14 protein-coding genes and 1 pseudogene are annotated in these 14,377 nt (G+C 61.0%); 6 read left to right on the top strand and 9 right to left on the bottom strand.

What is annotated here, in order from left to right:
• Positions 1-129: 129 nt before the first annotated feature.
• Positions 130-951: an SIR2 family NAD-dependent protein deacylase gene (locus IHQ72_RS27265; RefSeq protein WP_258118448.1), complete on the bottom strand. Its 822-nt coding sequence runs from the start codon at positions 949-951 to the stop codon at positions 130-132.
• 185 nt (positions 952-1,136) lie between these two features.
• Between IHQ72_RS27265 and IHQ72_RS27270 the strand changes: the two genes are divergently transcribed.
• Positions 1,137-1,460, top strand: coding sequence for a hypothetical protein (locus tag IHQ72_RS27270; protein WP_258118449.1), 324 nt, complete (start codon positions 1,137-1,139; stop codon positions 1,458-1,460).
• A 95-nt stretch (positions 1,461-1,555) separates the two neighbouring features.
• On the opposite strand, the gene IHQ72_RS27275 is transcribed toward IHQ72_RS27270, so the two are convergent.
• The 5 genes and pseudogenes from IHQ72_RS27275 to IHQ72_RS27295 form a co-directional block, all read right to left on the bottom strand.
• On the bottom strand, positions 1,556-2,425 hold the full coding sequence (locus IHQ72_RS27275; RefSeq protein WP_258118450.1) for an NAD(P)/FAD-dependent oxidoreductase: 870 nt from the start codon (positions 2,423-2,425) through the stop codon (positions 1,556-1,558).
• A 59-nt stretch (positions 2,426-2,484) separates the two neighbouring features.
• The gene (locus tag IHQ72_RS27280) at positions 2,485-2,958 is read right to left on the bottom strand and encodes a DUF2269 family protein (RefSeq protein WP_258118451.1); all 474 of its coding nucleotides are present in this window, start codon (positions 2,956-2,958) and stop codon (positions 2,485-2,487) included.
• A complete protein-coding gene (locus tag IHQ72_RS27285; RefSeq protein WP_258118452.1) occupies positions 2,958-4,244 on the bottom strand; it encodes an SDR family oxidoreductase in 1,287 nt (428 codons plus the stop codon). The genes IHQ72_RS27280 and IHQ72_RS27285 overlap by 1 nt, the downstream gene beginning before the upstream one ends.
• Entirely contained in the window at positions 4,241-4,702 is a 462-nt protein-coding gene (locus tag IHQ72_RS27290; protein ID WP_258118453.1) for a hypothetical protein, read from the bottom strand. Before IHQ72_RS27290 ends, IHQ72_RS27285 begins: the two co-directional genes overlap by 4 nt.
• A gap of 10 nt (positions 4,703-4,712) precedes the next feature.
• Positions 4,713-5,367 (bottom strand): annotated as a pseudogene (locus IHQ72_RS27295) (hydrolase).
• A 153-nt stretch (positions 5,368-5,520) separates the two neighbouring features.
• On the opposite strand from IHQ72_RS27295, the gene IHQ72_RS27300 reads away from it, so the two are divergent.
• The 3 genes from IHQ72_RS27300 to IHQ72_RS27310 all read left to right on the top strand — a co-directional run bounded on the left by IHQ72_RS27300 (position 5,521) and on the right by IHQ72_RS27310 (position 8,973).
• Positions 5,521-6,414 (top strand): LysR family transcriptional regulator, encoded by an 894-nt coding sequence (locus tag IHQ72_RS27300; protein ID WP_258118454.1) that lies wholly within the window; start codon positions 5,521-5,523, stop codon positions 6,412-6,414.
• Positions 6,415-6,684: 270 nt separating this feature from the next.
• Positions 6,685-7,620 carry a pirin family protein gene (locus IHQ72_RS27305; RefSeq protein ID WP_258118455.1) on the top strand — a complete coding sequence of 312 codons (936 nt, stop codon included), beginning with the start codon at positions 6,685-6,687 and terminating at the stop codon, positions 7,618-7,620.
• A 99-nt stretch (positions 7,621-7,719) separates the two neighbouring features.
• On the top strand, positions 7,720-8,973 hold the full coding sequence (locus IHQ72_RS27310; RefSeq protein WP_258118456.1) for a DUF5996 family protein: 1,254 nt from the start codon (positions 7,720-7,722) through the stop codon (positions 8,971-8,973).
• Between the two features lie 176 nt (positions 8,974-9,149).
• Here the strand turns inward: IHQ72_RS27310 and IHQ72_RS27315 are convergent, their stop codons facing one another.
• Complete coding sequence (locus IHQ72_RS27315; RefSeq protein ID WP_258118458.1) at positions 9,150-9,422, bottom strand: hypothetical protein; 273 nt, start codon at positions 9,420-9,422, stop codon at positions 9,150-9,152.
• Between the two features lie 6 nt (positions 9,423-9,428).
• A complete protein-coding gene (locus IHQ72_RS27320) occupies positions 9,429-10,223 on the bottom strand; it encodes a methyltransferase domain-containing protein (protein WP_258118459.1) in 795 nt (264 codons plus the stop codon).
• A 463-nt stretch (positions 10,224-10,686) separates the two neighbouring features.
• Here IHQ72_RS27320 and IHQ72_RS27325 point away from each other — a divergent pair, with 463 nt between their 5' ends.
• On the top strand, positions 10,687-11,511 hold the full coding sequence (locus IHQ72_RS27325) for a methyltransferase domain-containing protein (RefSeq protein WP_258118460.1): 825 nt from the start codon (positions 10,687-10,689) through the stop codon (positions 11,509-11,511).
• 226 nt (positions 11,512-11,737) lie between these two features.
• On the opposite strand, the gene IHQ72_RS27330 is transcribed toward IHQ72_RS27325, so the two are convergent.
• On the bottom strand, positions 11,738-11,992 hold the full coding sequence (locus tag IHQ72_RS27330) for a hypothetical protein (RefSeq protein WP_258118462.1): 255 nt from the start codon (positions 11,990-11,992) through the stop codon (positions 11,738-11,740).
• Positions 11,993-12,167: 175 nt separating this feature from the next.
• Here IHQ72_RS27330 and IHQ72_RS27335 point away from each other — a divergent pair, with 175 nt between their 5' ends.
• Complete coding sequence (locus tag IHQ72_RS27335) at positions 12,168-14,162, top strand: AfsR/SARP family transcriptional regulator (protein WP_258118463.1); 1,995 nt, start codon at positions 12,168-12,170, stop codon at positions 14,160-14,162.
• The last annotated feature ends 215 nt before the right edge of the window (positions 14,163-14,377 follow it).

The following is a 14,377-nucleotide window of genomic DNA, read 5'->3' on the forward strand; positions in this document are numbered from 1 at the left end:
AAACAGCGTCCCTTTCCGGCTATGAACGTCGCAGCGATCGACAATGTTCCCGGCCTGGTCGAACCGAGCGAGTTTTCCGAACTTGCCGGTCAACCATTCGGTTTCAAGCGCGGTGCATCACATCGCTTTTCAAGTGTTGTCTATCCCGTCCTTGAGCTTGCTCAGGAATGCCACCAGAGCATCCTCCGGCCGATTGGCCTCCTCGGTCAGCATGTCGATGCCCCAGCGTCCGAGGACCGCTTCCTGGACGACGCTCGGTTGCGGCATGAAGACGAACGATTTCGGACGGTTCTTTTCGTAGCCGGACCGGCGCCAGGTTTCCCAAAGCCGATACAGCAACAGACGGATGTTCATGTCGGACATGCTGTAGCCGATGAACAGGATGGTGCGCCCCAGTGCGTCGGCGCGAAACTTCACGTCCAATGGCGACTCGAACGAGAGCCGCTCGAAATAGTCGGACTCCGCCAGGACCAGAGATGCATCGTCGTCGAAATCGCCGTGGTATTTGATGATCTGGGCAACCTCACCGTTCACCTTGGCGATATCCTTGGCATTGGCCACTTTTACGAACGGGCGGTCGTGGACTTCGAACGCAACCTCAAGGTTCCGATCATAGTTGGTGGTGTAGATGATCGGGAAATCGAGTGACACGATCAGCTTGTGGATCGCCGATCCCTTGACTTTTTCCCGCGAGACGCTCCATTCGCGATCCATCCAGCTGCGCAAGGGACCGAGACCCCCATTCTTCAGCCGGTAATATTCGGCAAGAGCCTGGTAGCTGGGTTCAGGCATGTCGACCATGTCGCGGTCGAGGCCGAGTTCATCCTCCATATGCTCGATGAGCTTCTGCCAGGATGGCAGGCCGACGCTCATCGACACCCCCGCCCCAACGAACAAGATCGCTCGTCGCTCTTTCACGGATTGAGCCAGTTGCTCGAGTGCAGACGGCATGGCCAACTCACCAGGCAATGATCCAACACAACTGCGAAAGGCGCCCTCTGTTCCGGAGAGGCGGATCACCGCCAAGTCTGTTCAGAAAATCTGGGGTGTTCAGCAAACGGGGTGTGTTCAGCAAATGCGGCGCAGTCTGGAACCGCTGAGGCAGATCGAAGTTTGGTTGCCAGGGAGAGACCATGATGGCCGCACGACGAGATCAGACGCCCGCCAAAGCGAGAGGCGATATTCAGGCCGGGGCGACGCAGGACAAGACCCCGGGGTTCGACCCTGCCGCCGCACCTGAAGCGACCGACGCCGAAGCGGCAGATGTGCCGAGCCCTGTCGCCGAGGCTCGTCCACGGCGACAGCCAGAGTTCACGAATGAAGCAAGCTTCGCCAATGCGATGCGGCCGGTAGAAAGCGAGCCTGGTCTTCGGCCTGGCAAGAACTGGCCGGTGCTGGTGATTGCCGCAGTCGTTCTCGTAGCGGCCGCGGTCTTCGTGATAGCAGCCATGCTGGGCTAGGGAGTAGGTTTCCGAGCTTATTCGTACGCGAAGCAAAATCATTGTGCGCATCGGTCGCGACTATCGCAGCCTGGCCGAAAGCGACTGCGATCGGTTCAGGGCCCTAACCAGGTCGCCGATGGCATACACCCATCGACCGAAGTCCGCTGATGCTTGTCGACGACGACATAGCCCTCGTCGCAGCATTCGATGCCCATTGCCAGCGCGAGTTCGGAACGCACCCGGCATCCCATCGCCGGATAGATGACGTCGAAATGGCGCATCTCGCCGTCCTTGAGGACGGCCTGGTAGCCGCTGTCGGTGGGAACAAACTTTTTGAACGCGTCGCAAACAGCAATGTTCTCTTCCATGGCCACGCGCCGTGTGCTGGTGGAAAAATCGGGGAGATAGCATGCGAGCATTGTGACGTGCTGCGTATACTGCTTGAGGAACAAGGCCTCTCGCAGTGCCTTCGCCTCGTGGCCGATGACCGCGACCTGACGATCTATGACCTCGTAGCCGTCACAAACCGGGCAAAGGCGTACGCTGCCTCTGGCGATGGCCTCGCCCAGACGCGGAATTGCCGGCACGACGTCGACGATACCTGTCGCCAGGAATACCTTGCGGGCGACAATCCGCCCCGCGTTGGTCTCGGCGCCAAACCCGCCTACGGTCGGCTCGATCGATGACGCCTGATCCTGCACCAGTGTCGCTCCGTATTCGGCGGCCTGCGCACGAAGGCGCTGCAGAAGATCGGGGCCGCTGATCCCTTCGGGAAATCCCGGGCAGTTACGGCTTTGCGCAATCAGCATCGCGCGCGATTCACCCGCGTCGACCACGACGACCCGATGACGGAACCTGCCGAGATAGACAGCGGCCGCCAGCCCCGCAGGTCCGCCGCCAACAATGAGAACATCCACTTCAGTCGCGGATGAGGCTGAATGTCGGCGTTTGCGCACGGGTTGATCCAGCCGCGCCGAACGCACTCGTGGGAAAGATGTTCCCGCGCTGAAATCGAAGCCGCGACATCCGTCGCGGCACGGCATCACCACTCGATCGCCGGTCGCGCGATCATCAGCCAGAAAATCCCGAGGACGGCAGCAAAGGCGGGAAAGCCAAAGGCGAACCACAGCCAGAAAAGCCTGCTATACCGGGCCGGCAGCGGGGTCCCTGCTTTGGCGGCTTCGGACGCCAGATTGCGCATCTCCATCTGCATCCATACCACCGGCAGCCAGAACACACCGGTGACGATGTAGAGTGCGATGGAAAGCACGATCCAGCCTTCGGAGAGCGCGTAACCCGCCTGCCAGGCGAGCGCGACGCCGGTTATCGGCTGCGCCACGACGGCGGTTGCCGTGAAGAGAAAATCGGCGATCACCACGATGCGCGCCACTGCCGCAACTGTTGCTGTGTTGCCGGTCCTGTGGGCGAGAAGCATGAAGAAGGCAATGCCGGCGCCGGTGCCAAGCAGCACGCTGGCACCTATGACATGCAGGAACTTCAGCACGAAATAGAGCATCAGCGCTCCTCCAGGATTGCCAAGGCAACGAAGTGAAGGACGATGATCGGCAAGACCTTCAGGAACGGCCCAAGCGGTTCGTTCCACAGGTCCGGGCGCAGGAAAGTGCCCACGATCAGATAGAACAGCGAGAGCGCGATGCCGGCGTAGAGGCCTTTTCGCGCCGTTGGCCGCCAGGCTATGAGTGCGCCGACGACGACGTCGGCAAGAGCGCCGGCGATCACGGCAGGCGCCGACAATATGCCAGCCCCCGTGCTTTGCATAAGGCCGATGCCGTTGCCGTAGCCAGTGGTCAGCGACACAATCCCCGTCATGATCCAGAAGAACGGCAGGACGACGAAGATTACAGGCTTGGCGACATAAAGCCCGGCGAACCATTTTTCCTGCACCGTTGCCGGATTAAGCGCGAGGAACTGCGCCAAGCTTTGTGGCCGTATGCCGGTCAAGGAAATCCAGTCCGATGGATCTCCGAGCGCCCCTCGCGTGATCTCCCTGGCGGCGTTGGTGCGCATCGGAGGCCGCCAGCCGAGCATCCCGGCAAGATCGCCGAGGCGGTAGAGAAGCCGCGCAACCCATCCCGGCAAGGCAAGCCTGGGCACGGGAGCCCAGCCGAGCCAGCGGCGGAAAGTGCCGACAATCTCGTCCATGGTCAGCTGTTCGGGACCTGCAAGTTCCAGCGCCAGACGAGACGGACTGCCGGGATTGAGAAAGAAGAGCACCGTCGAGACCACATCCTCAAGCTGCACGACCTGTAGCCGGCCGGTATCTGGCATTGACGGCAGGACCGGCAGCGAGGCCAGACCGCGAAACAATGCACTGGCCCCAAACACAGGCCGGCCGAGCACTACGGAAGGGCGAAGGATTATCCAGTCCAGATCAAGCGCCATGAGGGCCTGATCGCCAGCATACTTCGTCGCCGAGAACGACGACGGCTGTGCCCGATCGACACCCATTGCCGAGAAGTGGATCACCTTGGTAACGCCGGCGCGCGCGCAGGCGCGAAAAAGAGCCGACGCCGCATCGCGATGAACTTGTCCGGTCTTTTCGCGAGGGCTGTCCTGCAGAACCCCGGAACAGTTCACGACGGCATCGATGCCGGCCAGATGCGGCAGCCAATCTTCAGGGCGTAGCGCGGTCGCCATGTCCAGCACCAGCAATTGGTAGTCGCGGGCTGCATTTGCCCGTGGGCTACGGACGATGCCGACCACTTCATGTCCTTCGGAAACGAGGCGGGCGCAGACCGAAGCGCCGATCAGGCCGGTGGCGCCAACAACGAGAATTCTCATCGGACCCAGATCTCCGGTAGCGGCAACCACGAGACCATCGCCGTCCTATTCGGCGCGTGCCTCCTCGATGCCGTCGATGTTTTTCCGGCGCTGCGAAAGCACACGTCTCCCAGCCAGCTGTTCAAGGGTGATGGTGACCACAGGCAATCAAGTCGAAGGCCGTGACGTTTACCGGTATTTACAGTGCACGCTTGTAGCGTTGCTTCCAGCGCCGTCAGAATCAAGCCGAGCACCACCGGGTTAAGATCCAACCGAACCAGGCCGAGACCCCCGCCGATAGCCAGTACGGTCAGGCAGACGAGACCCACGACGATTTCAGGCCAGCCGGGCCGAGCGGGTGCGGCTTTTCCGTTCATTGCTTCTCTTCTGAGATGATAAGGGCCGATCAACAAGCGTGGGATGACGAGGCCCGATGCGTGTTCAACTCGTTGCGGCGCATCGTTCTGAATGCTCGTCATCCCATTCAGGTTAGCTCACGGCGCTTGGCACCGGCGTGTTTAGCAACTGCTGTTCCCACAGGAACGCGATGCCGCTGCCACCGACATGATACTTCAGTATGTCCGACAGCTCGGCGGCATGCTCGGTCCGGGCCCAGTCGCGCTGCCATTCGGACGCCAGCGCCAGCCAGGTCATCATGTTCGCGCCGGCCGCGATCATCCGTTGGATGGCGACCTCGTGGGCCTCGACCGAAGTCCCTCCCGAAGCGTCGGTGATGACCGTCACATCCCAGCCGTCGCCGAGAGCCTGGATAACCGGCATCGCGACGCATATCTCGGTCCAAAGGCCGGCGATGATCAGCTGCTTGCGGCCCGTCGCCTTGACCGCGTCCACGACCTTCTTATCCTCCCAGGTGTTGATGAACGTCCGGTCGATCACCTCCTGTCCAGGAAACACATCGGTGATCTGGGGGAAGAGCAGACCGCCCCGGTCGGCAAATCACGCTGGTCAGGATGGTGGGGACGCCGAAGGCCTTGGCTGCCTTCGCCAGCGCCGTTGAATTGTTCACCACCATCTGTGGATCGTGGCTGTTCAGGTTCGCAAGCTGGTAAGGCTGGTGGTCGATGAGAACGAGTACCGAATCTTCGGGACGAAGAAGCGAATCCAGGCCGTTACGAAAAGTCATGAGTACATCCTCTGCTGCCATTTTGAGTGAGATTGGTTCGCCAAGAGACATGCGCCGACTGCGGCGCTGTCTGGAGGTGGTATTGCCGTTCCCATACGGGATGCGATAGTGCTCCGTTGTGCCAAGCTGTGTCGCAGAAACAGGAACACTGAATTGGACATCGAAGACCTGCGGACATTCGTGGAAGTCGCTGATGCGGGGGGAGTCTCGGCCGCCGCGCGCCGGCTCGGCGTATCCAAGTCAATCGTCAGCCGGCGACTCTTCCGGCTTGAAGCGGAACTTGGCGCCCAGCTCCTTGCACGAACCACCCGCGGCGCCGCTCTCACAGAAGCCGGGGTCACGTTTCGCGACCACGCAGCCAGGGTCAGCGCCGAGATCGACTTGGCCAGGGAAACGATTCTACCAGCCGGTGACCTTCGCGGCCGCCTGCGAATTGCCGTGCCGCTTTCTTTCGGCCCGACTCACCTCGCCCCCGTGCTCGCGGACATGGCGCGACACCACCCGCACCTCCACATCCATACCTCCTACAGCGATCGCTTCGTCGATCTCATCACCGAAGGTTTTGATTGTGCGATCCGGGTTGGCTACCTTCAGGATTCCAACCTGATCGCGAGACGTGTCGGGCCGATCTATGGGAAACTGGTCGCCAGTCCGGACTATATCAAAGCGCATGGGTCGCCTGAGACGCCGGATGAGCTCGCTGCCCATCAGTCCCTCATGCAGGGAACCGAAGCCTGGCAACTCATGGATGGCGACAAGATCGTCACGGTTCAGCCGCAGGGCAGGTTCAAGGCCGACAACGCTACGGCGCTCGCCGCCGCAGCAGCAGCAGGACTCGGCATCGCTTGGCTCCCCGATTGCATCACCTATGACTATGTGGTCTCCGGCGCGCTCGTTCCGATCATGACACGCTATCCGCCACCGCCAGCGGGTGCATATGTCATCCGACCGCCGGGTCAGCATCCGGCACGGAAGATACGGATACTCACCGAAATGCTGATCGAGCATTTCGAACGAAATCCCCACCTCTGGGGTCTCGACCGGTAAAGCACTGACATCCGCGAAGCCTTGGCAGACGACGCGCTCGCCTGTGGGCCACCGGCCTCAGCGACATTATTGCCTGCACGTTCCACTTTCCGCGACACAGTTTGGCGCATTGCGTGGCTAGCTGCGGAGACGGCCGCTCGCTAGTTCGGGCCGGCGTCGGGCGGGTAGTACTCAACCCGCTCACGCTGTGCAGATTGACGGAAACCGGGCATTCGCCTTCTCATCGGCGAGGGGCGAGGCCGCCCGGAAGCCCAGGAGAGGATGACGCGCATGAGTTGGAACCCAGCAATCGAACCGGGCTGCCCCGATGAGGTTGGCCTCGACGCGATCGAAACCCTCATCGTTCCGCGTTCCCGCGACCTTGGCGGTTTCGAGGTTCGGCGCGCCCTGCCGGCGCCGAAGCGGCAGATGGTCGGGCCGTTCATCTTCTTCGATCAGGCCGGCCCGGCCGAGTTGCTGACCGGCCAGGGCATCGATGTCCGGCCACACCCGCATACCGGTCTCGGCACCGTTACGTACCTTTTTCGCGGCGACTTCCATCACCGGGACAGCACCGGGGCCGACCAGATCATCCGTCCCGGCGAGTTGAACTGGATGGTCGCCGGGCGTGGCGTTACCCATTCGGAGCGCACGTCCGCAGCGGCCCGAAGCGGTCCGAACAGTCTGTTCGGGATCCAGACCTGGCTGGCTCTGCCCGAAAGCCATGAGGACATGGCGCCCACGTTCGAGCATCACGGCAAGGAGGCGCTGCCGGTGATCGAGGACCGTGGCGTCTCGGTTCGGCTTATCCTTGGGAACGCCTACGGCAAGCACGCCCCCGCGACGATGTTCTCGGAGACATTCTACGCCGATGTGAAGCTCGAAGCAGGAAGCCGGCTGCCAATGCCGGACGATCATGAGGACAGAGGCATCTACATCGTCGAAGGCTCGATATCGATCGCCGGCCAGGATTACGAGGCACCTCAGATGATGGTCTTCCGCCCGGGCGACAGGATCACGGTCTCGGCCGGCGGCCAAGGCGCGCAACTGATAGTCCTCGGCGGCGCAACGCTCAGCGGACCGCGCTATATCTGGTGGAACTTCGTCGCCTCGTCCCGGGAGCGAATCGAAGAGGCCAAGGTCGAATGGCGCGCTGAGAACTGGGGCAAGGGACGCTTCGATCTCCCGGTCGATGACCGGGATGAGCATATTCCTCTTCCGGACTGACCGGCGCTGATAAGGTGATCGCGCGGACGCGGCTCGGGCGGTCGAGGACGACATGAACGATGTCGCGTGCCGGTTGAATGCTGGATGGAGACAGCGAAAATGAGCAACAGGTGGCCCCACCTCGACTACCTCGGTTGGCGCGAGACGTGCTCCGCGCTGCATCTTTATTTGCAGATCGCCGGCAAATATCGGCTGGCTCACACCCCGTGGCTCAACCATTCCTGGAACGCGACCTTTTATGTCACGCCTAACGGCCTGACATCCTCGCCGATCCCCGACGGCCCTGGCATCGAAATCCTGTTCGACCTTCGAGACCACATGGTGATGGGCACGAGCGGCGACGGCCGCAAGGTGTCTTTTGCGCTCGGGCCGACCACGGTCGCGGCATTCCACGCCAGTTTCGTCCGGCTGGTTTCCGAACTCGGCGGCACGCCGACCTTCAACGGCCAGCCGAACGAAGTGCCGGACCCCGTACCGTTCAACGAGGATCATCGCGAACGGCCCTATGACCGCGACGCCGTTCAACGCTTCCATCACGCGTCGATGGCGGTCGACAGGGTATTCAAGACGTTCCGGACCTCCTTTCTCGGCAAATGCAGCCCCGTTCACCTGTTCTGGGGCGCTCTCGATCTGGCCGTTACCCGCTTTTCGGGGCGGCGCGCGCCTCTCCATGGCGGCGGCATTCCCGCATTGCCGGACGACGTGACGCAGGAGGCCTACGACCGCGAGGTCTCCTCGGCTGGCTTCTGGCCGGGCGGCGGCGGCATCGATTATCCCGCCTTCTACGCCTACGCCTATCCTACGCCGAACGGCTTTCGAGGGGCATCGGTCCGGCCGGATGCCGCGTTCTGGCATGATGGCCTGTCGGAGTTCATCCTGCCCTACGAGGCGGTGCAGTCGGCGGCCGATGGCGATGAAGCACTTCTGGCGTTTCTCGTCTCGACCTACGAGGCCGCCGCCGATCTCGGAGGATGGGACCGCGATCTGCTGGAGTGTATGCAAGGGCGGCCGGGGCAGGTCCGGCCACCACACGCCGAGCTGCCGAAGAAGGCCCCTTCATCGACCGACGAAAAGGTTGAACGGGAGGATGGCGCATCCAAGGGACGCTACCGGATGGTCATCGATGGCGTCGAAGCCGAGATGACCTATAGCCGGGCCGGCGAAGGGTTGATCATCATCGACCATACAGAAGTCCCAGCAGCCTTGCGGGGCCGCAAGGTCGGCGAGCAAATGGTGCGCCAGGCGGTCGAGGATGCCCGACGCGAAAAGGTCAATATCATTCCGCTTTGTCCGTTCGCAAAAGCGCAGATCGACCGTCATCCAGAATGGCAGGACGTGCTGCGCCGGTCATAGGCTGCCAACAGCACTAATCCGACCACGCGGATTGCTCGGCTTCCCATCGCAGGAACCGAAGGTGACCGTGCCTTGCTTTCTACCCAAAGGGGAAAAGCTGATAGCATAACGACTGCTTTTGAGCTTCGTGCAGATCGTTGCGAACGTCTTGAATGAGGCCGGTTGCTGAACGGCAGCTATCCGCCGAATTCCACCCATAGCGGACTCTCCCGGCCAAGACTGCCGGGCGGCAATGCCTCTATCTCTGCCGGAGAGATCACCTTTGCCGCTTCCTGAAAGCAGACATAGCCAGCGACCACGCTGGAGGTCATGGACGCGCCAATTGCCGACCTTCCGGGCGCTTCTCCAGAGCCGCCGTTCGCGCTTGAGTTGACCCAATCCGGCCATCCGCGATCGAGCAGGGTACGACGGAAGTTGACCGCTAACGCGACATTGATTCCACTGAACATCACCGGTCATGTAACCGCAACCTTGTCCGCGACAAAAAGGTACCGATTGAGGCTGAAGAAGAACTTTCCCTGCTTGCCAAGTTCAGAAAACTCAGCAAGCCAAGCGTTTGCTTCCTCCTGGGACACGCCTCTGCGCCCGACTACAAAGGACGCCATGATAGCCAGCATGCGTCTGGCGTAGGTATTGTCGTGGTACTCGGGATTGAACATCGGAATCACATCGCGTTGTCGAATCGTGAACCCGGCGTCGCGGAGCTGCCCCGACAAGGTCCGGGGTAGCCCGCCGTGTACAAAATGTTCGTCCCAAGCCGAAAGCACCCGCTCCATGCGCGGCTGATCGCCCGTGTAAATTACCAACGAATCGTAGTCCGTATCCAGAGCAACCACGCGACCGCCCGGGCGCGTTACCCGGTAAAGCTCCGCGAGCGCTGCCGGAATATCGGCAACATATTCGTAGACCTGAGTTGATACGGCAGCATCGAAATCATCGTCCGGATAGGGCAGTTTGGTTGCCTCCGCCCGCAGGAATTCGGCCCAAGGCCGATTGGCGCAACGTTTTCTGGACATGGCCAGCATGTCGTCGCTGATGTCGATACCGCACACACGGCCGTCGGGCCCGACGGAAGCTGCCATGTCATAAGCCAGGAGTCCGGGGCCAGAACCGATGTCGAGAATCCGTTCGCCCTCCCTCAGCTGCAGTGCCTTCAGCACTTGGCACCGCTGTTCGACCACGTCGGGAGTCAAATAGAGCGCTTCGACCTTTCGGCTGGTCTCTTCGTCAAATTCCAGCCCGCCGCTCATTTTTGATGTGCCCTCTCTCCACTGGGCGCTAGCCGCCGCGAAAAGCATGTGGCTTCAGATTATCACGTCCGCTTTCCGACGATGAGTCTCTTTGAGAGCATTGCAGTCCCATGGTAGCGGGAGCAACTCGCCGTAAAAAGCGGCTCGAGCATTGCCAGCTATGCGGGAACAATCCGGTAATTGGAGATTGATGGCTGCTTTTCCGCTTTCCACCCGATTGAGACGTAGAACGCTCCATCGCGGTATAATCCGAGCCCAAGTGCCGGCCGTCTCGGCCGCGCCATTTCCGGGCATTCGCCGAGACAGCAGTAGAGGTCTCGTTAGGGGTGGGTGAGCGGACCTTCCTAGCGATCTGCTCTGTTTCCATCGCGGGTTGCTGGTTGACATACACGCGCTTTATGATCGTTGCTTCGAGCTCTGATCGGGCCGTTGCCCGAGCGGCTCATTGGGCGGGAGGGAGTCTATGGCCCAGCAGGAGCAGTGGCAGCTGGAAGGCAGCGCCGCGGAACTCTACGAGCGCTACCTGGTCCCGGCAATCACAGCCCTGTGGGCTGCCGACCTGATGGATCGTGCTGCGCCTCAATCTGGTGAGCGGATTCTGGACGTAGCTTGCGGCACCGGCGTGGTGGCACGCTCGGCGGCCGAGCGTATGGGAAGTGGGCAGGTCGTCGGCCTCGACATCAACACCGGCATGCTTGCCGTTGCTCGATCGCACCCGAGAGGCGCTGGACCGCGCATCGACTGGCACGAGGGAAGCGCGCTCGAAATGCCGTTCCCTGACTCCACCTTCGATCTGGTTCTTTGCCAGCTCGGGCTACAGTTTTTTCCGGACCGATCGAGTGCGCTACGTGAGATGTTCCGGGTTCTGGTGCCTGACGGCCGACTGGCCTTAAACGTTTTCAGCGCTATTGAGCACACTCCTGCGGCAAAGGCGCTGGCGGATGCCTTGGATCGGCATCTCGGTCCAGGCGCTTCGGCAACGAAACGGTCCGAGCATTCACTCGCCGATACGGACGAGCTTTACCGATTGGTGGCCGGGGCGGGATTTCGTCAGGTGACCATCCACACGACGCCACAGAACATCCGATTCCCCTCGTCAAAGGAATATGTGCGACTACAGCTGGCAGCGACTCCGCAGGCTGGGCTGGTCAGCGGAATGGATGCCGGACATCGGGACGCAGTCATCGCAGCGATCACGGGTGATCTAAATTCTTCGCTGGCAATCTATTCAACTGGAGGGGAGCTGACGTTCCCCCAAGAGGCTCACGTCTTACTCGCACGCAGATAGCAGCTGTCGTTGCGCCATGAGCATCGCTATGACGCTCGATTCCTCCCGACGGTCGGGATCCGGAACCGACCGTCGATAAGCACATCGCTGGAAGAGTATTTGACCGGACCAGCTAAGGGGTCCTGGAAGGCGCCTGTCGTGACCCTCCGCCGATCCTGAAAGAGTAGTTGGATCAGGCGCTTGAGCGTTCCGTTGCCTGAGGTCACTTTTCGGCGGGTTTCACAATTCACCGCATCGACATCAACGTCGTCATCAGACCGGCTTTGATTTCAAGTATGGGCTTTGGCTCAACCGCGTCGGCAGCCGGATAGCCGATGTCTTCCAACTCATCGACCGTCAAACCCTTGAGGGCCCTGCGTCTCCCAGCAATCTGGTGTCGCCTTTCGATCGCCGCGACAATAGTCGCTGCACTCTCCACCAATGATTTGATGATGCCGCCCTTCGGCAGGTCGTAGCTTGTCTTAAATCCCGATTGTGCCATTTTGGCCTCCCATCATTGAGCACGATGGGAATAGCTTGTCATGGCTGCGATTTGCAGCTGTTCGACTATGCGTGAATAACGGAGCGAAGCCGCCCACGGTGCCGCTAAATCTGCGTTAAATCACTCGTCACGGGTGTTATCATGTCTTGAATATCGACAATGCCGGAGCAGGATCGTGCGCGTTCGCTTGCTAGGTGGCTTCGAGGTTGTTTCCCCTCAGGGTCAAACGATTCGATTTGCCACGCGCAAGACATCGCTCCTCTTCGCCGCACTGGTTTTGGCAGGTCGCAGAGGCGTTCGGCGGGACGCATTATCTGAAGCCTTTTGGTCCGGTCGCGGCGACGCGCAAGCGCGCAACAGTCTGCGTCAGGCATTGGTCGACATCAGGCGCTCGTTCCCGGCCGGCAATGGTGCGGCGATCCACGTCGAGGGAGATTTGGATACCGTCACCCTAGTGGCCGGTTCTGACGAGGTCGATATATGGGTTTTCGATCAGAAGATTCAGGCGAGCCAGATCGCTGGTCTCGCCTCTGCGGCTGATCTCTACGGAGGCGATGTACTGGGGAGTGAATCGATCCCCGACGGGCTCGACGGGTGGTTTGCGCCGCATCAGAGCAGTTATCGGCGAAAGGCCTTACAGTTGGTAGAGCGATTGAGCCTTGCTCCGCCTGCTGTTGGTTCCACGGAGGAGTTAGCGTGCGAACGGCTCGCGGAAAGGCTGCTGGCTTCGGATCCCACCGCCGAGGAAGCTCATCGCGCACTGATCAGGCTCTATCGGCATCGTGGGAAGGCGAACGCAGCCTTACGGCAATTTCTCCTTTGTAGAGAAGCGCTGCAACGCGACCTTGGCGTGGAGCCCGAGGAGGCAACCCGGGCGCTGATCGACGATCAACACGGGGCAGAGAAGCGGTCGGAAGAGCCGCCAATCATGCCCCCACGGGACCATGCGATCTCGGCGGTACCGCTCGAAAGAGATCAGCCATCGGTGGTCGTCTTGCCGTTCGAGAATCTGAGTGGCCCCGACGATGATTTTCTCGTCGAAGGCGTAGTGGAGGAAATAACCGCGACCCTCTCTCGTGTGCGTGACTTCTTCGTCATCGCGCGTCAGTCGGCCTATGCCTATAAGGGCCGCTTTGTCGACCTGCCGGAGATTGGCAAGGAACTGGGCATCCAATATGCGGTCGAGGGCACGGTGCGCCGGGCAGCGGACCGTGTGCGGGTTTCCGTCAAGCTCGTGGACACCAAGACGCGAGCCCAAATCTGGTCCGAGCGATATGACCGCGCCGCGACCGACATTTTTGCGTTGCAGGACGAGATAGCTGGGCATGTGGCAGGCGCCATCCACCCGGCATTGCTGAATGCCGAGATCGAACAGGCCAGACGAAAGCAGCCCGACAACCTGAGGGCCTATGAACTGGTGCTGAGAGCTTATCCGAACGTCTGGAGTGCGACTGTCGAAGACAACCGACGGGCCATATCGCTCCTTGAGCAAGCCATCACGACCGACCCGGATTACGGACGCGCGCATGCGTTGCTCGCTTGGGGCCACTCGCAAAACGTGGTCTATCTCTGGGCGTCCGATCCAGCGACGGAACGGGCGCTCGCGCTGGCCGAGGCCGAGAAGGCGTCGCGACTGACAAGCAATGACCCGATGGCATTGACGGCGATCGGAGCAGCGCTCACCATGTGTTCGGGCGATCAAGATCGAGCGGCAGCTTATGTCGAAAAGGCGCTTGCTCTCGACCCGAACAGCGCCTGGGCCTGGGCCCGTTTCGGCTGGATCGAGATTTTTCGCGACCATCCCAAGACGGCTAGGGAATGTTTCGAGCGGGCGCTCGCACTCAGCCCGTTCGATTTGCTGGAACACAACTTCAGGGCGGGTATCGCAGTCACCTACGGGCTTGAGGGCGACTATGCCTTGGCGGCCAAGCTCACACAGAGAATGCTGGACAAAAACCCGCAATTGACATGGGCCTATCGCCAGCTCGCTTCGTTCTCGGCGTCGGCTGGAGATCTGCCGACCGCAAGCGATGCAATCGCTAAGCTGCGGGCGGCAAATCCCCGCGTCTCGATCGCGGTCATGAAGACAAGCCACCCGCTGCGCCACATTCCGCGACTGTTCGACATGTTTGTGGAAGGGTGGCGGCTGGCTGGCTTGCCCGAAGAATGAGCGGTAGCTCGGCTACGCCAAAGTGCCTGCCCTTGAGGCGCGCAGCCGGGCCGAATATCATGCCTGGATCGATCATCCAAATGGCAGCTTTCCGTCCTGCTGACGTCCGTTCGAACTCGTCGCAGTCTATGACCGAACTGGGTCATGAGTGCTGGTTCGGCTGAACGTTCGTTTCCGAGATGCCTATTGGCGGCAGGAAGGTCCGGTCAGGGTCA

Origin of the sequence: Mesorhizobium onobrychidis (genome assembly GCF_024707545.1) — a bacterium.
GTDB classification, from domain to species: domain Bacteria; phylum Pseudomonadota; class Alphaproteobacteria; order Rhizobiales; family Rhizobiaceae; genus Mesorhizobium; species Mesorhizobium onobrychidis.